Origin of the sequence: Candidatus Lokiarchaeum ossiferum (assembly GCA_025839675.1) — an archaeon.
Lineage (GTDB): Archaea > Asgardarchaeota > Lokiarchaeia > Sigyniarchaeales > Promethearchaeaceae > Lokiarchaeum > Lokiarchaeum ossiferum.
Genome location: CP104013.1, coordinates 56,876 through 79,430, shown reverse-complemented (window position 1 = coordinate 79,430; position 22,555 = coordinate 56,876). Strand labels below are relative to the sequence as shown.

The 22,555-nt window shown below is 33.2% G+C and carries 21 protein-coding genes; 12 read left to right on the top strand and 9 right to left on the bottom strand.

Annotated elements, in window-relative coordinates:
* Positions 1-411 precede the first annotated feature (411 nt).
* The 3 genes from NEF87_RS00350 (at position 412) to NEF87_RS00340 (ending at position 5,599) form a co-directional block, all read left to right on the top strand.
* Positions 412-1,587: a VWA domain-containing protein gene (locus NEF87_RS00350; protein WP_457918147.1), complete on the top strand. Its 1,176-nt coding sequence runs from the start codon at positions 412-414 to the stop codon at positions 1,585-1,587.
* A gap of 489 nt (positions 1,588-2,076) precedes the next feature.
* Positions 2,077-4,188, top strand: a complete 2,112-nt coding sequence (metG, locus tag NEF87_RS00345) for a methionine--tRNA ligase (RefSeq protein WP_457918146.1) — start codon at positions 2,077-2,079, stop codon at positions 4,186-4,188.
* Positions 4,189-4,831: 643 nt separating this feature from the next.
* The gene (locus NEF87_RS00340) at positions 4,832-5,599 is read left to right on the top strand and encodes a hypothetical protein (RefSeq protein ID WP_457918145.1); all 768 of its coding nucleotides are present in this window, start codon (positions 4,832-4,834) and stop codon (positions 5,597-5,599) included.
* A gap of 52 nt (positions 5,600-5,651) precedes the next feature.
* Here NEF87_RS00340 and NEF87_RS00335 read toward each other — a convergent pair whose 3' ends face one another.
* Positions 5,652-5,951: a UPF0147 family protein gene (locus NEF87_RS00335; RefSeq protein WP_371804375.1), complete on the bottom strand. Its 300-nt coding sequence runs from the start codon at positions 5,949-5,951 to the stop codon at positions 5,652-5,654.
* Positions 5,952-6,167: 216 nt separating this feature from the next.
* Here NEF87_RS00335 and NEF87_RS00330 point away from each other — a divergent pair, with 216 nt between their 5' ends.
* Positions 6,168-6,875 (top strand): hypothetical protein, encoded by a 708-nt coding sequence (locus tag NEF87_RS00330; RefSeq protein WP_457918144.1) that lies wholly within the window; start codon positions 6,168-6,170, stop codon positions 6,873-6,875.
* Here NEF87_RS00330 and NEF87_RS00325 read toward each other — a convergent pair.
* On the bottom strand, positions 6,856-8,688 hold the full coding sequence (locus NEF87_RS00325; protein WP_457918143.1) for a glycoside hydrolase family 2 protein: 1,833 nt from the start codon (positions 8,686-8,688) through the stop codon (positions 6,856-6,858). The genes NEF87_RS00330 and NEF87_RS00325 overlap by 20 nt on opposite strands.
* 39 nt (positions 8,689-8,727) lie before the next feature.
* Positions 8,728-9,234 (bottom strand): hypothetical protein, encoded by a 507-nt coding sequence (locus NEF87_RS00320; protein WP_457918142.1) that lies wholly within the window; start codon positions 9,232-9,234, stop codon positions 8,728-8,730.
* A gap of 173 nt (positions 9,235-9,407) precedes the next feature.
* On the opposite strand from NEF87_RS00320, the gene NEF87_RS00315 reads away from it, so the two are divergent.
* Positions 9,408-12,374, top strand: a complete 2,967-nt coding sequence (locus NEF87_RS00315) for a glycoside hydrolase family 38 N-terminal domain-containing protein (RefSeq protein ID WP_457918141.1) — start codon at positions 9,408-9,410, stop codon at positions 12,372-12,374.
* A 5-nt stretch (positions 12,375-12,379) separates the two neighbouring features.
* Here NEF87_RS00315 and NEF87_RS00310 read toward each other — a convergent pair whose 3' ends face one another.
* The 4 genes from NEF87_RS00310 to NEF87_RS00295 are packed head-to-tail and all read right to left on the bottom strand — an operon-like array spanning position 12,380 to position 14,462.
* The gene (locus tag NEF87_RS00310; RefSeq protein ID WP_371804370.1) at positions 12,380-12,874 is read right to left on the bottom strand and encodes a hypothetical protein; all 495 of its coding nucleotides are present in this window, start codon (positions 12,872-12,874) and stop codon (positions 12,380-12,382) included.
* Positions 12,875-12,898: 24 nt separating this feature from the next.
* Positions 12,899-13,189 (bottom strand): hypothetical protein, encoded by a 291-nt coding sequence (locus NEF87_RS00305; RefSeq protein ID WP_457918140.1) that lies wholly within the window; start codon positions 13,187-13,189, stop codon positions 12,899-12,901.
* Positions 13,190-13,213: 24 nt separating this feature from the next.
* A complete protein-coding gene (locus NEF87_RS00300; RefSeq protein WP_457918139.1) occupies positions 13,214-13,840 on the bottom strand; it encodes a hypothetical protein in 627 nt (208 codons plus the stop codon).
* On the bottom strand, positions 13,830-14,462 hold the full coding sequence (locus NEF87_RS00295; RefSeq protein WP_457918138.1) for a hypothetical protein: 633 nt from the start codon (positions 14,460-14,462) through the stop codon (positions 13,830-13,832). The genes NEF87_RS00300 and NEF87_RS00295 overlap by 11 nt, the downstream gene beginning before the upstream one ends.
* Before the next feature lie 416 nt (positions 14,463-14,878).
* Between NEF87_RS00295 and NEF87_RS00290 the strand changes: the two genes are divergently transcribed.
* On the top strand, positions 14,879-15,082 hold the full coding sequence (locus NEF87_RS00290) for a hypothetical protein (protein ID WP_371804366.1): 204 nt from the start codon (positions 14,879-14,881) through the stop codon (positions 15,080-15,082).
* Between the two features lie 167 nt (positions 15,083-15,249).
* Here NEF87_RS00290 and NEF87_RS00285 read toward each other — a convergent pair whose 3' ends face one another.
* Complete coding sequence (locus tag NEF87_RS00285; protein ID WP_371804363.1) at positions 15,250-15,708, bottom strand: hypothetical protein; 459 nt, start codon at positions 15,706-15,708, stop codon at positions 15,250-15,252.
* A 180-nt stretch (positions 15,709-15,888) separates the two neighbouring features.
* A complete protein-coding gene (locus tag NEF87_RS00280) occupies positions 15,889-16,812 on the bottom strand; it encodes a 2-oxo acid dehydrogenase subunit E2 (RefSeq protein ID WP_371804362.1) in 924 nt (307 codons plus the stop codon).
* A gap of 276 nt (positions 16,813-17,088) precedes the next feature.
* On the opposite strand from NEF87_RS00280, the gene NEF87_RS00275 reads away from it, so the two are divergent.
* The 6 genes from NEF87_RS00275 (at position 17,089) to NEF87_RS00250 (ending at position 22,455) form a co-directional block, all read left to right on the top strand.
* Positions 17,089-18,099: an ADP-ribosylation factor-like protein gene (locus tag NEF87_RS00275; RefSeq protein WP_457918137.1), complete on the top strand. Its 1,011-nt coding sequence runs from the start codon at positions 17,089-17,091 to the stop codon at positions 18,097-18,099.
* Positions 18,100-18,194: 95 nt separating this feature from the next.
* A complete protein-coding gene (locus NEF87_RS00270) occupies positions 18,195-18,587 on the top strand; it encodes a hypothetical protein (RefSeq protein ID WP_371804360.1) in 393 nt (130 codons plus the stop codon).
* A gap of 141 nt (positions 18,588-18,728) precedes the next feature.
* Positions 18,729-19,151, top strand: coding sequence for a pyridoxamine 5'-phosphate oxidase family protein (locus tag NEF87_RS00265; protein WP_457918136.1), 423 nt, complete (start codon positions 18,729-18,731; stop codon positions 19,149-19,151).
* A gap of 2 nt (positions 19,152-19,153) precedes the next feature.
* On the top strand, positions 19,154-20,203 hold the full coding sequence (locus tag NEF87_RS00260) for a hypothetical protein (RefSeq protein WP_457918135.1): 1,050 nt from the start codon (positions 19,154-19,156) through the stop codon (positions 20,201-20,203).
* Between the two features lie 143 nt (positions 20,204-20,346).
* Entirely contained in the window at positions 20,347-20,637 is a 291-nt protein-coding gene (locus NEF87_RS00255) for a hypothetical protein (RefSeq protein WP_371804357.1), read from the top strand.
* 153 nt (positions 20,638-20,790) lie between these two features.
* On the top strand, positions 20,791-22,455 hold the full coding sequence (locus tag NEF87_RS00250) for a DHH family phosphoesterase (protein WP_457918134.1): 1,665 nt from the start codon (positions 20,791-20,793) through the stop codon (positions 22,453-22,455).
* Positions 22,456-22,555 lie beyond the last annotated feature (100 nt).

Below are 22,555 nucleotides of genomic sequence, written 5' to 3'. Positions count from 1 at the left end.
TAGTTGATATTCTTTCAGTGATTTGCTGTTTATTAGCACAATTAATGGCCGATGAATAAATTAAAATCAATTTTCTAAAAGTACTAAATAAAGCACTAATTCGAGACAGAGAGTTGAAATATTCAGAGTCTATATTATGCAATTTCATTTTTGGTCCAAAGACATAGTGAGAAAATATGGAACTTTTGAACTACGAGCATATTTATTTTATCAAAACTGTGCAATGTAGAAAGTTTTTAGTGATTATCGAGTTTTTTTACTCCTTTTCTTTATATTTCGAGTAAAATTATGTATGATATTTCTTTCTCTTTTTAATAACAGAGAATGTTAATCAATAGCACTAAATTCACCTGTATTACATTTCTGTTAGTCCCCAACATCTTTATACGAGTAAAAAATAAATTGTAAATAATGGATGAAAACGTTGAAAATTTTGTAATTCTTTTAGACAACACTAAATCCACTGCGATTAAAGATTTTAGACCAAATCGATTTCATGTCGCCTTGAAGGGAGTAAAGGAATTTATTGAAACCAAAAATCAAGTTGATCATGCGTCTTTTATCAGTCTCTTCATCTTTGGAAAAGAAACAACCGTGCTTTCTGGATTAACAAAAGATACAAGTTCACTATTATCTCAAATCGCCTCAAAAAAATTTGTTAATAATCACCCTCCTCAAGGAAGTATTGCAGAATTAACTTTTTCCATAGAGAATGCCATTCAGATATTGAAGGATCAAATCCAAATTATCGGAGGACAATCAAATCATGTATTTTTAATTACAGACTGCTATGATTTTCATTTTACCCCAGAGATTGCCAAATATATACCAGTTTTAACACAATTAGGTGTTAAATTTGATGTACTTGTTTATTCGGACAAATCCCATACAATAAATGAGACAGAATATCTCCAATTAGTCACTCCCACAAATGGTACCTTTATGAAGTTTCATTCAAAAAAAGGTATACTCAAAGGTATTAGAAATTTTGCTCTTCAACAAAAGACTGATAATGTTTCATTTCAAATGCTTTCTTTAAGAGCAAAAAATAAAGAACAACTTTCAGAAATAGCAGAATATTTACGTTTTCCAACCGAAGAAGAATTTCAAGAAATTAAAAAAAGAAATAGCACAATAAAATGTCAGATTTGCTTTTCTCGGAATAGTCCAATTAACAATTTGTCTTTTATTTTAACAGGGCGTCTTTGTCCACATTGTGATACTCCAATGCATCTCCATTGTGCTGGTGTTTGGGCAAAGAAGTCTTCGGAAGGAGAAAACATTTTTCGGTGCCCTTATTGTTATACGTTATTAAAACTGCCGAAAGAGATAATAAAAGGGATAGAAGTAAAAAAAATAAATTTCGATGAGAAAGATAACACCACTAAAATGATTCGAATCAAGCCCCAAAATTTGATCAATACAAATTTCGAATGTAGTTTCTGTTTTAAAGAAATCAATGCAAAAGAAAAAAATGACAAAGTATTTCGATGCAATCGCTGTTCCGCAAAGTATCACGTTAGTTGTCTAAAGGATATGTATGATAAAGACAAATCTTGTGAAAATTGTGGTGGAAAAATAGTTTAATATATGAACTATCCAGTAATCAACAACTATTGAATTTTCAATCAATTTAATTGGCAATTAATCTTTTAATATTTTAATGGTCTCATTACATTTTATCCATCAACAATTTTATGTTCCAAGAATTTTTAGAACCCAAATAATGATGACCCAAAAATCGATGCACTACTAGTTGCATTTAACAATTTAATAGGATTTATCTTTCATATTGATCTTGAGACCAAATTTTGAGAGATAATGATTGAAATGCAACAATTTCTGGAAAAATATATTTGTTAATTTCAAAATTGAAAAGAAATTAGTAATTCAAGAGATATTTCAATATTTCAGAGAGCTAAAGCAGAAATTTTAATAATATTGAAGAAATTTGAAGCAGAAATTTTATAAATTCGCAAAAATAACACATCTTAATGAACGAGATAGTTGTATGATAGAAAAAATTAATCTGTTAGCATACATTTTATCTCAATATTAGTGCCTTAGGTGAGAATAATGGAAAGCAAAAAAAGAAAATGGATAATTACTAGCGCTTGGCCATACGTCAACGCAACACCTCATTTAGGAAATTTAATTGGCAGTGTTTTATCAGGAGATGTTTTTGTTCGGTATGTCCGATCAAAAGGTGATGAAGCGATTTATGTTTCTGGAAGTGATGAGCATGGAACTCCTGTAGCAGTGAGTGCAATTGAACAAAATATTACCCCTGAAGAGTTGACTAAGATCAATCATGCAAAGATTAAAGATCTTTTTCTAAAATGGAACATTTCGTATGATAATTATACACATACTCATAATCCAACCCATATTCAGTTCATACAAAATTTTTACAAACAAGTTGAAGAAAATGGATTAGTATCTACCAAAGAAGATGATGTCTTTTACTGTGAGCATGATAAATTATATCTTCCCGATCGTTTTGTGGAAGGAACATGTCCACATTGCCAATCAGAAAATGCAAGAGGAGATCAATGTGATGCTTGTGGGAAATTATTAGAACCAGAAGATCTAATAAATGTCCATTGTAAACATTGCAAACAAACTCCGATTAAAAAACGAACGAAACATTGGTATTTAGATTTTGGCAAAACTGAAGAAGGTATCCGCGGATTCATAGAAGATAACGAATATCTCCCCTCGAATGCTCGTTCTGCATCTCTTAATTTTCTAAAGGAAGGATTACCAAGCCGTGCAATTACACGTGATTTGGAATGGGGAATTCCTGCACCCTTTGAAGGATCAGAAAATAAATCAATCTATGTATGGTTTGAAGCGGTTTTAGGATATGTATCAGCAGTGAAAGAGTGGGCTGAAATAATTAAGAAAGATCCTTCTAAATTTTCCTATTTTTGGAATGATCCTAATACACGTTCAGTATATTTCATCGGGAAAGATAACATAATATTTCATTTAATTATATTTCCTGGCTTATTAGTGGCATACAACAAAGGTTTACCCCCAGAAAAGCAATTAACCATGCCTTTCAATGTCAGTTCCACCGAATTCTTAAATTATGAAAATGATAAATTTTCCAAATCTCGAAAAATTGGAATTTGGATTGATGACGCTTTAGAATTAGCTCCCGTGGAATATTGGAGATATAGCTTACTACGAAATCGTCCGGAAAAGCAAGATACCAATTTTTTATGGGATCAATTTGAAAAAGATGTTTTAGAAGTTAATGATATCATCGGTAACTTCATTCATCGAACTTTAACCTTCATTGGTCGACAATATGATGGAAAAGTACCTGAAGGTCCCAAAGAGAGTGAATTAGATGAAGAAGATCAAAAACTCATTGAGACGATAATAACCAGTTCCAAAATAGTTGGAGATTTACTTGAACGCTTTAAGTTGAAAGAAGCATTAAATGAAATTATTGGAATTGCAAGACAAGGAAATATCTATATCAACAACAAAGCGCCATGGAAAATGATAAAAACAAATAAAATAAAAGCAGGTCACACCTTCAATTTATCAATTCAAATGGTCAGAACAATTGGAATTTTATTACAACCATACATTCCAGGCATATCACAAAAAATATTTATTGCCATTGGAAGTCAAGAATCAATTAACGATGTATTATGGGATTCCGCCTCAGAATTGAAAGTACCTGTGGGTCAATCTATCCCAAAGGCGAAACCTCTTTTTCAGAAACTTGATATTAAAGAATTGAAAAAGAAACTCAATCGAATGCAAGGAAAACCCGAAGAAGAAAATACTGAAGAAGGAACATCTAAGCAAAATGGAAAGAAGAAATCAAGCAAACAAAAACCAACTATTGACTATGATACCTTCACAAAATTAGATTTGCGAGTTGGAACCGTAATCACTGCAGAAAATGTTCCAGATAGTAAGAATTTATTACTCCTTCAAGTAGATATTGGGGAAGAGAAACCTCGAACCATTGTTGCTGGGATCGCAAAACAATATTCTCCTGAAGAAATCAAAGGAACCCAAGTTACAGTATTAACAAATTTAGAACCCAAAGCAATTCGCGGAATTGAATCAAATGGAATGTTATTAGCAGCAGATATGAAGAAAAAAGGAGCCGCTCTAATAAGACCTGGTTCTGATGCCCCCAACGGATCCCTAATTAGATAATTCCCATAAGTACATCTTTTCCAATTTTTTTTATCAACATTTTATCTGGATTTTTATTTTATTAAGTTCTATTAGAAATTGGTAATAATTTTGATGCAAATAACTGATGAAACCGCAGAATTTCTTTTACGTCATGGAAAAAAGATGGATAAACCAGTTCTATTGATTTACTATGCAAAAAAGAAAGGATGATGAGGGATCGAAAGAACGACACAGATCAAACATGTTGAATATCCTTTTCAATCAGAAACAAATTTGTTACATGCTAAAGTTCAATATATGGAGTATAAAGTCAACAAGTGTCCATGTCCGGTATATTTAGATGTCGAAATGAAGTTGCTTGTTGAAAACGCTTCGATTGCTTTAGAAAAACTGGGTATGTATCGGTATCTTTCATTAACATATTAAAGTGCTCTTTGCACTTCAACAAAGGTGAAAATGAAAATTCTCAAAAAACTTTGGGGGAATTTGATTCAAATGCAAACACATCCTTTGGTTTTTTTTTTCATTTGGAGTTATTCATATTTTTTAAGGCTATGATAATAAAATTGCTTCTAAAGCAAAAGAAAATATTATTTATATGGGATATCTTTATTTTATATAGGTAAGCTTTAGTTTAATCGAGTTTCTCAGAGAATAAAAAATGGTCCATAGAAAAGATGATATAAAAAAAAACCTAGCCATTGACACAAATTTGGATGAAGAAAAAATATATGATGAAGACGGAATTATCCAGCCAGAATGGACAATTGATGAAGATGGAATTCCATATTGTAAACACCAGACAGACTATGATAAAATCATCCAAACAAATTTGAAAAAACGATTTCCCATTGAATTTGAGAAAATGCTTAATTGTAAGCACTGTGATCACTATAAAAATGATAATTGCTTTTTCCCAAAAAGTGAAGTAGATAAAATTGAAAATGATCGGCTAAAATTAAAAATTCGATGCCAACTATGTGGAATGAAGATAGATCGTCCTTTTTCGATTTTAATGTCGCTATATTATAAGGAAAAACACCATGTCAATATGCCGGTTATATGTTGCACTTGTTATGCGGGTTTAGAGCATGGTACATTTGAGAAAAATTCAAAACGAAGAATGATTTTATTTGCGATCAGTTTATTTACTTCGATTTATTTTCTATTTACTTATTTTATTTCAATTACATCATTCACATGGTGGGGGATATTATTGTATATTCTCCCTTTTTCATTTTGGGGATATATCACCGTAAGAGATTTGAGAAACATATATTATCTTCATAAAGGACGCAAATATTATGACGAAATAATGAATGCTACATCTAAAGAAAAAGAGATCTCAAGAAGAGATGAAGAGTTAGATGAAGAAGATATCAAAAAACCTCCAAAAGGAGCCTATGATTCTTCCGGATACTCAGAATAACCTTTTTTCAATACCATTTTTCAAATTTATAGAAATAAAAATTATAAAAAAATTAATAATCACGCACTTGTTCTAAAATGGATAAAATTTGATAAATTTGAGTGCGAGTATGAAGGGGACAATTGAGATCTTGGGCGATGTCTTCTAATAAGGTTACGCAGGAACTGGCACAGACAGCAGGACCGTTTTCTTTCTCATCAAGGCGACCAATGGTTGTCAGCGATTCTTGTGCAATTTTTCGGATATTTCTTGGAACTCCGTTATCAGCATTAATTCGTTCTAAAAGGAATTCTACTTGTTCAAATAGTTCTTGAACCTCTTCTTTCTTCTGTGCTTTACTTTTACGTGGCATTGAATTCTACCTCGTGGTATTTCTCTTTCAGATATTCATTATTTATCTAAATAAAATAAGATGAAATAAAACTAAATTCAAGATCAATAATATTCGATACATAAAAAAATTTTCGAAACTTTCCAATAATGTCGATTCATATAATCTTGATTCTGTTCAAATAAATTTTTAGCATAAAATCTACAATTTTTTAGGCAAAAACATCATATAATAGGTATGCTTAACGGGTCACTTGAAATTTTTATTCACTATGAATCAATGTCGATTTATTATTATAATTTTAATAACCCAAACCAACAATCAAGCGTGGATATTCAATTAGTTTCAGGATTTTTAGCTGCCAGTTCATTATTTTTCAACGAATTAGGAATAGGTGGACAGGATCGAACTTTTAGAATCCTTCGAGGGGATACCGAGCTTCGTATGTCTTTAGGCAATAAAATTCATGCAACCCTTTTAATAAGAGGATTGGAAGATTTAGACTTAAAAGCATACTACGAATTAGATGTAATGACTCGGGCAATAATTAATCGATTTGAAAATGTTTATATGCAAGAAATTGAGGATTTTATTTTACGTGGAAGGTTTAACTTTGATGGAATTGACAAGTTCATTAAAGATGAAGTTCTAAAAATGAAAGCACATATGTTTTCCAGTTATTTAATGCATATTTTGGGAATTGCCATAAATCGAAACGTTAAGAAGTCTGAAGCAAAAGAGTTGCTTATCTCATTAAATTCCATTTATGCAGATCTACCCTTAAATTATGACAAAATTAGAAAACATCACGATGTGATTTGGAACCAAATTCGTGATTATCAAAAAGAACATATTACATTCAAAAATATAATAAAAAAAGTAAATAAAGAAAGTGCTAATATTTGGAAACTATTTAGAATACCCCTTATTCCTGTTTTTGAATAATGGAATTTTGTTGTTCAATCATTTTTTTCCATTTCTCATATCTTCGTTGTACAATGTAATAACTTATTTTAGGATCTCGATGCATATCAACGATGCCTTTATTGTTGTATTCTTTGGGCCTTTCGTGAAAACCTTGGACTGGACTGCATCGAAAATCTTGAAAATGCCAAATACAGGCACCATTGATATAATCCTTGTCAATTATGATATCTAAATATTCACGCAAGAGATCGTATTGATAATTTTCACTCCATCGAGCATTTGCGAATGATTTGAAGCCCGAAATGGCCCCGGCTCCAAACTCCGAAATCATTAAAGGTTTAATATGATCGAGAGTGTTCATTTTTTTCCAGATTAGATCAATTTCTGCTGCAGCATCTTTCGGACTTACATCATAATTATCATACCATCCAATATAGACATTAGCACAGACAAAATCGACCAAATCCATGGTAGTGTCAAGAAGAGGTTTTTCAGTTACCAAAGTATGATAGCGGGTGGGATCCAAATCGCGAGAAATTTGTAACAAAGTGGACATGAATTTATTTCCTTCTTCGCTTTCAGTATCGCATTCACTTGAAACAATCCACGCAATAACAGAACATTTGTTTTTGTCCCGATGAATCATCTCCCATAATTGTTGCTGGGCATTTATTAACATTTCGGGAGTATAATGCTCTTTTCTCAAGCGATAGACGGGGATTTCTTCCAAAACTAAAAATCCCATCTCATCGGCAAAATCCAGGAGTGATTCATGGGGAGGATAATGAGAGGTTCGAATACAATTGATATCAGCCCCTTTCATAATATTTAAATCGTTATAAATAAGACGAGGATTCATTGAAGACCCTACATCGGGATGATCTTCATGACGACTAATTCCGCGTAATACAATCGGTTTATTATTAAGATAAAAATCTTTGCCGGAGATTACAAAATCACGAAATCCCCATTTCATTTTTTCCCGATCAATTTCTTTGCGGTCCTTTTTGTCGATGAGTTGAAAAGTTAACTCATGCATATATGGATCCTCAGGTGACCATAGGTGAGGATTCTCAATATTGAGTGATATATCAACATATCGTTCATTTTTATCTTTAAACTTAAATGGAACTTCAATGGAGTCAAGTTCTTCAGAATTTTTTAGAATGGCAATAATGCTACCCTCAAAATCTTTGCGATGATCACTATGATCTTTTACCAAAAAACGAACATTTAGTTTCGCTTTACAACTTTGAGATCCCAAACCCAATGGTTTATCAAATTCGAGGTCGTTTGTAATTTTAAAATCATCGAAGCAAACTTGGGAAGTTAATTTTAAGTACACTGGACGATAGATACCTCCATAATTCATCCATTCGGGCGATTCAAACCAAGGTAACCGATTTTCCATATAGCGATTGTCAACTTCGATAGTAATTCGGTTTTCTTTACCAAATACAACGAAATCATTTATTTCAAACCAAAATTTAGTATAACCTCCTTCATGGAAACCAACTTTTTTCCCATTAATCCAGACCGTAGTTTTGTAATTTGAACCATTGAAAACAAGGGTCACTTTCTTCCCATCCCCAGAACCCCATCGGTAGGGAAGGTAGAAATTCATCTCATATAATCCGCGCCCAAAATGATAAAAATGTTTCCGATTCTGGTAAAGTGCCCAAGATGAGGGGACATACACTTTTAAAGTTTCTTCGGTAAGTGGTAATCCCTCTTTTAGAATTTGTGAAGTGATTTCTTCATCATCTTTCAAAAATCTAAACATCCAGAAAGAATCACTTAGAATAATTCGTTTTTGGTCTATTCCAACCATAATAATAATAGATTAAAAAAGGCAAAAAACTTTTGTTTGTTAAACATTAGGAAAATATTCTTCTAAGATATCGGTTAAAACTTCAGAAATCATTGCTTCTCCATATTTTGAAGTTAATTTCCTAACAACAGTCCCTAATTTAACGCGTAAATTGTTTTTCTCGTTACTTTGGAGTTCGGGAAGTTTTTGTTTCAAATCAAAAAATTCTAAGGCATCCTTTTGAGAAATTTTTTCCCCGTAAATACCATTTTCTTTTAAATGTACGATAAAAAATCCATGAAATGTTGTTTCCTGTTTAGTTCCTTTAATAAAAGTAGATTTTTGCTCAATTATTTCTCCAGCGGGAAAATGTTTTTGATTAAAAACAACTCGATCATCCAAAGAAGAAGAATTGATAAATTTCCGATTGAATATGGTTTTTTTTCCTTTTGTAATCTTGGCAAAGAAGTTCCGACACTTTTTGTTGGCAGTTTCCCAATTCAAAGGTTCAAAAAAATCTCCATAATAATTTTGCAATAATTGAACATATTCTGTAGATTCAGTCATCAAATCACACTACTTGTATAGAAATATATTATGGAATCGAATTTTTTAATTGAAGTAGCCCCTTGGTTTTTTAGACTTTTAATAATTTTGAGAATTTCTCTCATAAGACAACAAGATTATTAACATTCCGTTTCCCAAGTATAACATTGGATTAATCTCTAGAGGAAAAAAAAATGGTTGATTGGGCAAAAAAAAAAACCTTTCTGGAAAAAATAATGATTGATGGACTATTTAAGAAACATTCACAAGTCCTTGTAAATATGTACAAATGGAAATTCAAAAAAATCGCCAAATTATACGATCCTTTGAATCAACTCGAGAAAATTAAGAGCCCAAAACTTACTTATAGTGGAATAATCTCATTAAATCTTGCTGGAAAATGGCGCTTGTCGGATTGTAGAGAAAAAATTTCAGAACCCATCATTGCGAGAGCAATTTATAATATGGAAGCCTATAATTTTGAAACTTTATCATGCACACTACCTTCTACTATCCCTTATCAATGGTTAAAGAAAGATTTTCCAGAAACTTTACAGGAAATCCAAACGCAAGTACAAGAAGGTAAATGGAATATTATAGGTGGGGATTTGGTTAATTATGATGCAAGCTGCATTGATGGTGAATCACTCATTAGACAAAAACTCTATGGTCAACGTTTCATTGCCGCTAAATTTAGCCAATTAGCAGAAGTAGCATGGTTTGATTGCTATTCGGAGTTACCTCACATCCTAGCCCAAATAATGTCGAAAAGTGGAATAAAATCTGCTTTTATTAATGTATTAGATGATCCTAAGGATAAGAATAAGGGCGAATTCCCATTTCCGTTTGTAAATTTCATGTGGACAGCTCATGATCACACATCGATTGCGGTTTCGGCTCAAAGTGCTCTAAAATATTCTAATTTTTTATCCAAAATAAAAGACCGAAATTATTTTCTTCAACCAGAAAGAAGCATTTCATTTAACCGGACAACCTCTAATGAAACAATTCAGAACAACCTGTCGAACGAAGTGATACCAGCAATAATCAATCCTTATGGCGCACCAAATACAAAATTTGGCCCCCTTCCTTTCGAAATAATGGAGAAGATGCTTTGGGAGCAGGCGAAACTGGTTGAAAATGTGTCTTTTAAGAAACACTTTGAAAAATTGCATTCTCATCACAATAGAATTCCAACGTGGGGTGATGCAATATTATTCCATCGAAACTCAGGAATTTATACTACAGCAGGTATGATGAAAGAAAATAATCACACTTCTGAGGTGTTATTACATCAAACAGAAGCGCTATCTGCAATTTCAGGAATCTTGGGTCGAGAACATTTTCAAGATGAAATTCAACGAGATTGGCAATTAGTCCTTAAGCATCAATACAGAGAAATAATTGGCGGTAATTCCATCTGCGAAGTTATAAGAGATGCTGCCGAAAGTTATCACCAAGTAATTTCTCATTTATCAAGTGGTCAAGAAAATGCAATAATGAATGCAGCGCATTTTCTCAAGAAAAAGATAAAACATGACCTTTATACTCTTTTTAATCCATTGGGGTGGAAACGTCATGGATTTTCAACAGTGTATAGAAAAACATATAATAATGCCTTAGATCATCAGAATAAACCCCTTTTTGTTCAAAAAGTTTCTTTTTCCCCCTATTTATCCAATCGTGAAATGCAATTAGGTGTAAAAGACGTCCCAGGACAAAATTTTCTGGTTTCAAATGCAAAATTAATTCAGGAAATTGAAGAATTAAGTTTTGAATCCCAAAAGCTCCTCCCTACCGTGTCTCCTGATAAGGATGAATTACTTGAGTTTGAGAATCTTCCAAAAGACTATCTTTTAATTTATCACCCTCCAAGTTCATATATTGAATCTTATGGCCTAGAGAACACAATTTTCTTAAAATCCCCTTCCCATACCCAAGAAACAAACCAAAAATTTAAGCTTAAAAATGAAGAATATATTTTCAATTCACAATTAATTACAATCAAAATTGATGCTAATTCTGGGATCATCACTCATTTAAGTTATGATGACCAAGAAACCAACTTATTAGGGGAAAAAGGGATCCAACATACACTTTATCATGAAAAACCATCGCTTTCAGATCCAATACATATTGATCCAAGTCACTATCTTGTACAAAACGAATTCCCTGCTTTGGAAAGTATAGAAATTGAAGAAAGAGGCCCCCTTCGACACACAATTCTTATTAAGTATAATAAAAGTAAAGATGGCTCCCGATTTCACTCTCGAATTAGTATTTATCGCAAAGAAAAGAAAATTTACGGTGAAACCTTAGTAGATTGGAGAGAAAAGAATAAGTTCCTCAAACTAGAAATCAATAGTGTTCAGAAATTTCAAAAATTTGCCTTCGGAAAACCCTATTCAATTGAACATCAAAGCTTCAATGATTTGACCACAAGACACCAGTTGCCGATTGAGATGTCTTTCCAACAATTTGCCCTCTGCTATACTCAAAAACTCGAGAATGAAACCCAAAAAAATCTCGTTTTGTATTCACAAGGAAAATATGGTTTAGGGATTTCTGAAGATACCGTGTCTCTTTCCTTACTTCGGGCTCCAAAATTACAGACCCCCGATTCAAAGTTTGTTCGTTTAGATTCTGATCACGAGCAAAGATCGAAATACACAGATCACGGATTTCATCGGATCCCATGGGCAATTGAATGTGTGGAACCTGAAATCGATGAATTAAATGTGTTAAAACAAGCCTATGAATACAATTTTCCAATGATTTATGCCCCAACGAATGCAAGCCATGACAAAATCTCATTTTTCAAACTCAATCAACCAAATGTGATAATCACTACAGTGAAAGAGATCGAAGAATTCATGCGAGCAGCACCGGATTGGTTCTATAATCCAAGTATGTATGAAATTGCAGTTATAGTCAGATGTGTTGAATTTAGAGGAATTCAAACATCTTGCACACTTTCCTTACCAGAATTTGTGAACATAACAAAAGTCTTTGAAGTGGATCTCTTGGAACGTATACAGAATAATGGAATAAACAATTCTAAAATGATGGTGGATGAAAATTCGATCCAATTTCCCATGAAACCTCATGAAATCAAATCCTTAATGGTAATTATTCGGGTTCCTTTTGAGGAAGAAGATTAAAAAAATTAATACAAAATCTTTGGGGTTCCATCTTTTTTGCCAAATCTTTTATTTAACCAACGCTGTGGTGGAATAGCTGTTGCGTCCACCATAACGATGCCAGAATCTTCGGCAGGATTTCGAATTTCAAGATTTGAAAGATGATCTTCGATCACTTTCCCAATTTCTGGGCGCATTTTTAAAAATTGAATGGTGGCATTTTCCCCAACTTGATTATGAGGGTGAAAACTGATAAAACCCGCAAAAATTCGTTTTTCGGGAATAATGCTAATGTTAAACTCCTTTAATTTATGGAGCCCGGCTTCAAAAATGATCCGATGCATTTTTTTTGGTTTGAACCATCCCACTTTCTCTGTAAACTCTCCAACGACTATAGCTCGCCTTTCAGTTAAGAAAAAAGTCGCAGGAAATCCACGAACAAATGCAAAAGCCTCCCGACCATTGATCGGTGTCCCCCAGACCAAATTAAGAATGGTTTTAAATTTAACAATTACTCTCATTTCTAGGTAACTTAAGTTTTTTCTTCACTTTGAATTTTTTCTTTTTGATCTTTCTGGCCATACTAAATTTACCACCAATCCACAAATTAGGATTAAACCCCCTAGAATCACATATATCCAATTTGTATTAAACTGGAAAAAATTAGGATTTTGAGGTAAAAATTCATAGAATGGTTCAACATACGCACGAATCACTTTACCAAAGGCTGTCACAATTGGAAGAACTATTCCCATAAATGGGATTAAAATAAGTAAGATTTTAGCAATGTAAACACTTAACGTGTTTAATAAATTTTCTACATTTGTAGGTAGCATTTGATTTATTTTCCTCCTGGTTGGTTAAAATGAATATGCGTCAACATCGTTCTGTTCCATCCCCCGGTCTTTTTCAGTTAAGCGCATTTTCTCTTTTTTTTGAAGAGGGGTGTTTGAAATATGGTTTAAACCTTGTTCACTTCTGGTTTTTTCTTTTTCTTCAATAGGTGATAGGAAAGCGATTAAAAGATCCCATAAAGCCACCAGAAAATTCAATCCTATAACACCCATGTTCAGATATATCATCGGGTCTAAATTCAAGGAAAAAGTCGCAGAGGTGTCTGGCCCTAAGTTAATTACTATATTTTGAAAATCCACCGCCCCTGAAAATTTGTAGACATAAAGATAAAAACCATTAACAAACAAAAGTAGTAAGCCCCCAATTGCATGACGGATCGAATTTTTGGGTGAACTGGCAATAAAAACAGCCAAAGCAGTTGAAATTAAGCCAAAAGCGATAATCCAATACGTGATTAGAGATACTTTCTCTTCGGTATATAGTTGGACACCCATAATGCTTAGTTGCATCAGATAATTGAATATGAAAATTGGGATTGTAATTTTTACCACCCAATTCCAACTTCCAGACATTAATCCCTTTAGCAAATTTTTTAATCGCGGATTCACAGTAATGCACTTTTTAAATTCCATAACTCGTCATGATATTTTCTTTCATTGTAGGATAATCTTGGGTAAAATATTGATAATAGTCAGCAATATATTCGATAGAAAGCCCAAAGTCGACCAAACCCAAATTATAAGATGAGACAATTTGAATAGATAAGGCCACATCATAATGCCACAATAAGTAGGGATAACTTAACGTTTGTATCTCCGCCGTTTCATTAATTGTTGCATTATTTAAATAAAGCGCCACTTCTGGATCATACCACGAGTTGTTATTTTGAAGCAGAAAGTTTTCTGTTGAAAAATCATCTTCTTCCGCGATTAAGGCAATAGTATAATCCTGCCCAGCCGCTAAATCCTCTTGGTATAAAATTTGATCCATATAGGATATATTCACATTACTCTCTTTTGCTCGTAATTCAATGCTAACAGAAATGGTAAAATTATCGAAAGTATAATACCCTCGTTCATTATTAAAGGACATATCAATCGAGAAACTATTCCCTAATACACCTAAGTTCATATCGGCACTATCTGGATCAATATCGATGGAATCTGGAGTTGATATCACTTGAAATATGGATATTCCGCCAATAAATGAAGTTAATAATGCGCCTATGGAAATAATTGTGATTAATGTTTTCATTATCCCCCGAATGAGTTTCTTGACCATATTCTTGTTCATTTTTTTTGTATAATGTCTTCTTGGCCTTTTGGAATAATAAATTCGATCCTTCCAAAGTTGAGGTATTGACCATATTGTTTTTTCATTTAAAATAATCTTATAATCTTTTTTGCTCTTATTTTGAATAAAAAAGTTAAATTTGAGTGAGAAAATTTGAAATATATAAGAATATCATCTGAAAAAAGCGTTTGGACATTTTACCATAGTTTTACATAAAAAATGCCTTTTTAAACAAGATACTAATTCTGAAATTAATTGAGTATTTAAAATTCTCCCCAAATATCTTCAATATTGAATTTTATTTTCAAAATTTCGAAAAATGGTTTTAAACTTTCACAGTTTAAGAGATTTTATAAATCGATATATTTAAGGCGAATGTGACATATAAACAAAATATGTCAGATTCTTTTATTGATATCAAATTACCTGAATCTTTGAAAAAGATTCGAAAATGTGACTGGTGCAGCAAGCCTCTTCCAAAACGACATGTAATCCATAAAAATATTGGACAAGACCCTCCAGAACACAAATTCTGCTCACGCACGTGTAAAGAAAATTGGTGCCACGCCCAAAAATCTTAATATTGCAACAAAATTATTTTTAGTTTTACTCGTTTTTTCTTCTTTCTTCCCAATGCAGTGAGTTTTGAGATGCGTGACAAGGTTAGCAATTCAATTTCGGGGTCTACGATTATAGTTTATTGCAAAAACACAAAGGAAAAAACAGAGAAAAAGAAGAAAAAACCCTTTTACTCGTTGATAATCTCAAAAACCATCTTATCAATCAAGGGTTTTTTAGTTTCCCGCTTATCAAAGTACCAACCGATGATATTCGTAGGTGTAATGACCACCATCACCCCAGTAGTTAAATAGTTAAGGATTTTCAAATCAACATCATGTAAATCTTCTTTACCATCGGGATGAGTGTGAAATTGGTATACAATATCAATGTTGCGTTCTTCTTTGAGTTTTCTCATGTGGTAAAGTTTATGTTTCTTCATCCGCATCCATGATTTGGGCCTAACATGGGCGTCCGAAGGGTTTTTTGTAATTTCATAGCCTTTAATAATTGCAAAATTGTTCTTCCGGTCAGCAAACATCCAACCGGCAACAATTCGATTTCCATCATCGTGTCCTTCTTTAGAAAGTGCTACCATTTCATTGAAAATTGGTTCGGGGATAAGATATCTAAAATCAATCGATGCCATTGTTCTTCCTCGAATAATAATAAGACACCATTTCTTAAATTTTTACCTTATTTCGAAGAAAAAGGATGTTCAAATGCTGAGGATTAGGAAGAGAAAAAATCAAGAGAACCATGTGAATGGTTGAAAAAAAAGAAGACTTTAGAAGAAAAACACAGAATTTTAAATACGGATATCTATTTTTTATTTGGTTTTACCTTTTTTGGACCAATCTTTCTTGTATTTCTTAAGTTTTAACCAATCCAACTGTTTTTGAGATAATTCTAAAGGTTTCTCGAGTTCTTCTGGATTTTCAATATATAAATGAAGATAATCCACAGCCTTTCGAAGATAGACTCCTTCAGAGATGCGATCATCTAGGGTAATCCGAATAGTCATCATTGGCCGAACAGACAATTCACCCGTTTCCTGATCCACAAATGGGCGTTTTGTGATTTTACCAATTGCTAAGAAAAAGCCTATGGTCCCCATTTCAAATAAATGGTGGTATACAGTTGGAAGTCCAATGCTACCAAGATTAGCAAGAAAGGCTGATGAATACATAGGCATATCTTTGGTTTGGGAGTACACAAATTTGGAAAACAAATTTCTTTCATCTAACCAACGAACCAACCAAAAAATGAAGCGAATTAAAAAGCGGGGCATTTTTGTAATCATTTCAATTTGTTTATCATTCTCGTTGGAGTTCGTTTTTCTAGCTTCGTAAAGATGTTTATCAATCTTTTCAGAAATAGTATCTAAAGTCTCAAAAGGATCAAAATCGATCATAGCATTAACTGATCCGGCATCTTCGTCAAGCATTTTCTTGACAACAAAAGCTAAAGTCATAGTATTGCGTTGCCATAACCGACGATTAGACACAAACCGATTTAATTTAGGACGTAAGGCGAGGGTTCTTACAGCAGCACCTAGGATGATATGAAATAAGGTAATTTTTTTTTTACCCTTTCCTTCATTTACTTTCTCAATATAAGGGAGGGTTTTACTTAAATCGAGATCTAAATCAAAATATATGGCGGATTCATTTCTTCCTCGCATAATATGAAATTCTAATTCATGAAACTTCGTAATATTATCAACAAGATTCGCATCGTATCGTTTTGGCATGGGTTTCACCATTGTGGTATTATTTGTTATTTACTCAAGATCAATTGATTTGTTCAAATCACTTGCTATAATTATAAATTGCGCTTTGATCTATCTTAAGCATTTGTATATTCTGATTGATAATTTCTATAAACTCGAGAAGTGATTAAATTCGGTTGTAAATTTTATAAGGCTTTTTCCAAAATCAAAAAGTAAATAGGAAGAAGGAATTAAATTGAATTGTTGGCGATAGTTTGTATCTGAAAAGCAGACAAACATGGTAGGAGGAATAATCCAATGTATAAATTTGTGAAAGAGGAACTGAATAAAATAATTGAAGATGAACTAAATTCAGTTCAAAAAATCGCAATTTTAGGATTAGCCAATGCGGGAAAAACTTCTTTGGTCAAAACCATTTTGTATGAATTTGAAGCATTGATGGTCTTGGCCCCAACCAAGGGGGTAGATCGTTCCGATATTTCATTTTTAGGACGACAGCTTGTTATTTGGGATTTTGGCGGGCAAGAAAGATATCGGAATAATTATCTGCGGCAACCTCAGAAATATTTTCGGGGGATAAAATATCTCTACTACATAATTGATGTGCAAGAATCTGCAAAAATTCGCCAAAGTATGGCATATTTCTTAAAATCATTAGAAATTGCCTATCAGTTCAATCCAAATTTAAAAATTTACCTTTTTTTCCACAAATATGATACAAAATACGAAGATAAATCAAGGTTGATTCGAAATGAGCAAGAGTTTATTCAAGGTACCTTGCCTACAATCCAGTCTTTGGATATCACTCCAAGTATTTTTCATACTTCAATCTATAATCCCTTTAGTATCATCTCCAGTTTTGCTCAACCGTTATTAAGAAATCCCAATTTATACGAAACTTTGTGTCGCACCATTAAAGCATTTTGTCTGGACAATCAATTGAATTTCGGGATTTTATTTGTTAATGATTTTGAAATAGGAAATTATTATGCTTCGCCCGAAGCGTTAAAAAAAATCAATCAGTCTTTAATTCAGATATACCAAAAGATCTATATAGAGGGAAGTCTCCAGGGAAATTATGCGAAAACTACGGAAAGTTTGCAGATTAACACAACAAAATTTGATATTTCTGTCGGAAGTGCAAAGTTTTCGTTTTACTTTACTGTGGGGATTGATTTAACAAAATCGCTGAGTGAACGAGAACGATTATCAGAAATCATTGAAATATTTACTGACAAATTGAAACTGATTTTAAGAAATTCAGAAATAATCCGATTAGGGGTATTACGCACTGAAGATATAAAATAGAGCCTTGGAGAAGAATAATTATTAATGAAATGGAATCTTTATTTACCCAAACAAAGTTAAATAAGCTACGTTTTATATTAAGATCGGAGAATAGGATGACTTCAAAACTAATGGAAATCTGGATAATCAGTAATGCAGGAGCCCCGCTTCTCCATATAAAAAATCCCGCGTTTCCTAACAAGCAATCTGTTGATCCCGCATTATTTTCTGGAATGATAACAGCTATGGAATTCACAGCAAACCACTCCCTAAATGCGATAAAAATGCATGATTCCAAAATCATGATTATGCCAAAATTGGAAAAATCCAATGAATTTATTCTTGTGGGGCGTACTCACATCAATAACCGAGATAAAACAGTTCGGAAAACGCTCCAAAAGATACAAAAAACGTTTCACACTGAATTTGGTCAAATTATTGGATCATGGGTGGGGGATCTTTCTATTTTTGATTATTTCAAAGACCTTCTAATGGAAAAATATTTTTAATAACGTGAAGTTCAGAAAAACTTTTAATAAATTTCGAAATCAATGAAAACGTTTAAATGAGAATATTCTCTAATCTTTTTTAATTATATTTAATTCGAATTTTGAATTAGATAATTTTCTATACTTTAGGAGAAGATTAATATGGAATTACAAGAAGTTTATACCTATCTAAAAGATATTCAATATGTAAATATTGCAACAATTGATGATAATCGACCAAGAGTTAGGACCATGGCTTTGGTTCAATTTGATCACAAATTTTGGTTGGTTACTTTCACGGGTACAGCAAAGCTCGCTCAAATCATAAGCAACCATAATATTGAAATGTCATGTGATATATATGAAAAAGAAAGCGCAGGATCCATACGAGGACAAGGGATTGCATCAATTTGCGAGGATCAAAATCTAAAGGAAAAGATAATTCCAGCGATTTGGTTTTTTGATCGGTATTTTAAATCTCCCACAGATCCAAATTATCAATTGATCCAGCTCAGTTTATCTCAATTTGAGGTGCAATCGCCCAAAAATAAAAAAATGTATTTGTTCAATCTTGAAGGTGATTAAAAATGGAAAATTCATATAATATCTCCCATGTTATTCGGGAAGAAACATTATTTGCAAGCATTCGAAAACCGATAAAAAAACGAGCGGATTTAGAGCCTCAGGTGAAAATTCTAAAAGAAGAATGCCATGGAAGAATTGTTGGTCCATTAACCCTTATCTTTCACTATGATACTCCTGTGGAGGGTTTTGATGCCGAAATTGGATTTCCCGTTTCGGAAAAAGTGGAGAAAGCGGGGATTTCTTCCAGAATTTTAGGGAGAAATGAATTCCTTTCTAACACTCATTCTGGCAAACCGGATAAAATTGGAGAAGCCTACCAAAAAGTTTACGGACTTATGTATAAAAATGGGATTTCCCCTGGTATGTCCACTGTGGAAATCTTTCACGACTACGATTTTGATAATCCTAAGACGGTAAAAATTGAAGTACAAGGGTCGATCCACATGTGGAACTACTTGTATAAACGGGCGTTAAATAAATACTTAGGTCACGAAAAGCAAGAAAAAATCTATTTAGATGGAGATAAAATCACCCCCTTTACCAAAATCAATGACCGAATTCAGTGGGTTAAGAAAACTCTCGAGCGCTTGAAGCAAGAAAGTTCCAAAGAAGAACAATTTCAAATTTTATCGCATATCGCCCTTGATCGCCCAATCGAGGAGATAAACCAGTTTAAGGAAAAATATCTCGAAAATCATGATGTTCGGGATATAATCAACCATCTTAAAACCGAACTTCAGTTTATAATCGAACCTGAAATCAAGGAGAATTATGTTCATATCAGTAAAGTCGCACGAGATCGGGAAGGGTATGATAAAGCAACCAATCACGATGAAAAACGGAAACATTATTGCTTTTGTCGACTCGTCTCTGAAGCGGCCAGTCTTCCGGATATCGATCCCATTTTTTGCTATAGAGCTGCCGGATGGGCTGCTCAATTGTGGGAAGAAATATTACAAAAACCGGTTATTAAGTGCGATATCGTCAAATCTGTACTAAAGGGCGATGAAGTTTGTGATTTTAAGTTATATTTCGATGATAAACTGGTTTAGATCCATCTTTCTCTATAGTTTTTTTTTTCTGTTTTGTTTTTGATAATAAATGGCCTCCATGATAAATTTCGGCCTCTGAAGAGTTTAGGTATCACTCAAGTTATAATATTATTATAACACTACTCTTTGGAGTCAAAAAAAAAATGAGTTATAACAGCTTTGAATCAATGGCCCAAACCTTTTGGGCAAACTTCGCCGGAATGCATATACTTTACCAACTCGCAATCATTGCAATCACAGTATTTTTAGTCATAATGTGCTTGACCTTCGCTTCAAATATGATCCAATTGGCCTTTACTTTCACGAAGGACATGGTTATGATGGTAATCGAATTAGTTGAAAAATTAATCCGCGATTTAGATAAAACTATGCAAAAATTGTTCGGAACCCAACCTTTCATGCCCCCAAAGAAGGAAGTTGAACAATCCGCTTAAAACCCTTAAAATCATTCATTTAATCACACACACCCTTTTTTTTCTTTTTCTATAATACAATCCGTTCTCTTAACGGAGCTCTCTTCTATACCTAAAAGAATGGAATGATTAGATTCATAATTTAGCATTAATTTAATATTTTGAAATAAAAAAATGAAGCCAAAGCAATACCAAAAACAACCAAATTTTAAAAAAATTCTCAAATCCACTGATAATTCTCAGAATCGAAGCATCAAAAAAACCATTCGGGATCTACAGGTTGGAGATTATTACAAAGGAACCGTGAAAATTCTCCGAAAAGTCAAGCCTGGGCCCCTCATCTTATCGGTTTTTGATGGATCGGGAACTATCGATGCCATCGGGCATGATAGCTTGTTTATTGAGAAAAATAACCACACTTCAGGACCAACCACTTATGATTTTGGGAATATTCAAATTAAGGATAACCGAAAAAAAAAAACCCAATCTTCCTCTTCCCCTCAAAATGAAACATTAAAAGAAGAAGATATCCAAGTTGATGAAGTATATGAAATACGAGGAAAAGTAGGAATTCATAAAAATAAGTTGGAAATTGAATTGGATGGACTAAATCGCGCCACTATGGACTTCGATGCACTTATTAATAGTCAATCAGAACCTCTCCGAGAGACATTTAGCATTGAATCAGACCGTTATGAAGCGATGAAACCGGTTTTCTTACAGATAGCCCAACGGATTCGTCATGCGATTATTGATGATCAACCCATTGTAATACGCCACCATAACGATGCCGATGGAATATGCGCAGGATTAGCCGTAGAACAAGCAATTCTTAACGTTATGGAACGAAGAGAACTTCCTTCTAAAAATCGTCTGTATCGGAGCCCAAATATTACCCCCTTCTTTGATCAAATTGATCTTTTTCGAGATATTAGCAAATTTTCCCGGTACACCCAACAATTCGGGGATAAATCACCCCTTCTTTTATTATTAGATACGGGATCTACCCCAGAGAACGTATTTGCCTTGCAAGTGCTGAAAAGTTTCAAGTATGAATGCATCATAGTTGATCATCATAATCCTGGTTCAATCCAAAAGGGAAAGAGTTCTGTGTGCGATTTAGTAGATTTTCATTTGAATCCTTATCTATTTGGATATGATAGCCAGACCTGTGGAGGAATGCTTTGTTATGAACTCGCTCGGTTCATTGATGAAGAATATGAACAACCCATCTATCCTGCTGTAGCTGGACTTGGGGATCGTTGTGATATTCCCGAAGTAGATTTATTAATTGAAAATTCTCAGAAATCAAGAGAAGAATTATTTAGAATGGCTTATGTATTAGATTATTTAGCCTTCCACTTCAAGTTTGAATCTGGAGATGGGGTGTATACCAAAATATTCACGGATTCAGAAATTTTGAACACCATCGGCACGGAAGTTGAAAGACTTTTCGCGGAAAAATTAGATAGTCTGAAGCCTCACATCCAAAGTGAGGATATAAATGGAATATGTTTTACGATAATTGATTTGGAAAAATTTACCCAACGTGGAAAATATCCCACTTCTGGAAAAGTCTTGGGAATGGCTCATGATTATATCGTATTACAAAATGAATCAAAACCGGTTTTCACGATTGGATATTTTGGTGATGGAATCATTATTCGTGCATCCCAGCCAGTTCTGCCAGTACCAACCTTATTAGAAAATATGCATAAAGCACTTCCTCACGCTAATGTTGATGGTGGAGGACACGAACAAGCGGGTTCGATCAAATTTATTGCATCTTATGGTGACAAAATTCTTGATTTTGTTCGAACCGAACTTCAACAATTATAAATTTTTTTTTATTAAAGATAAACATGAAATATCAAAAATTACTATCAAATGAAGTAATTGTTGAAATTTTTATGGTGAAATGGGCTAAAATTAGAGGTAA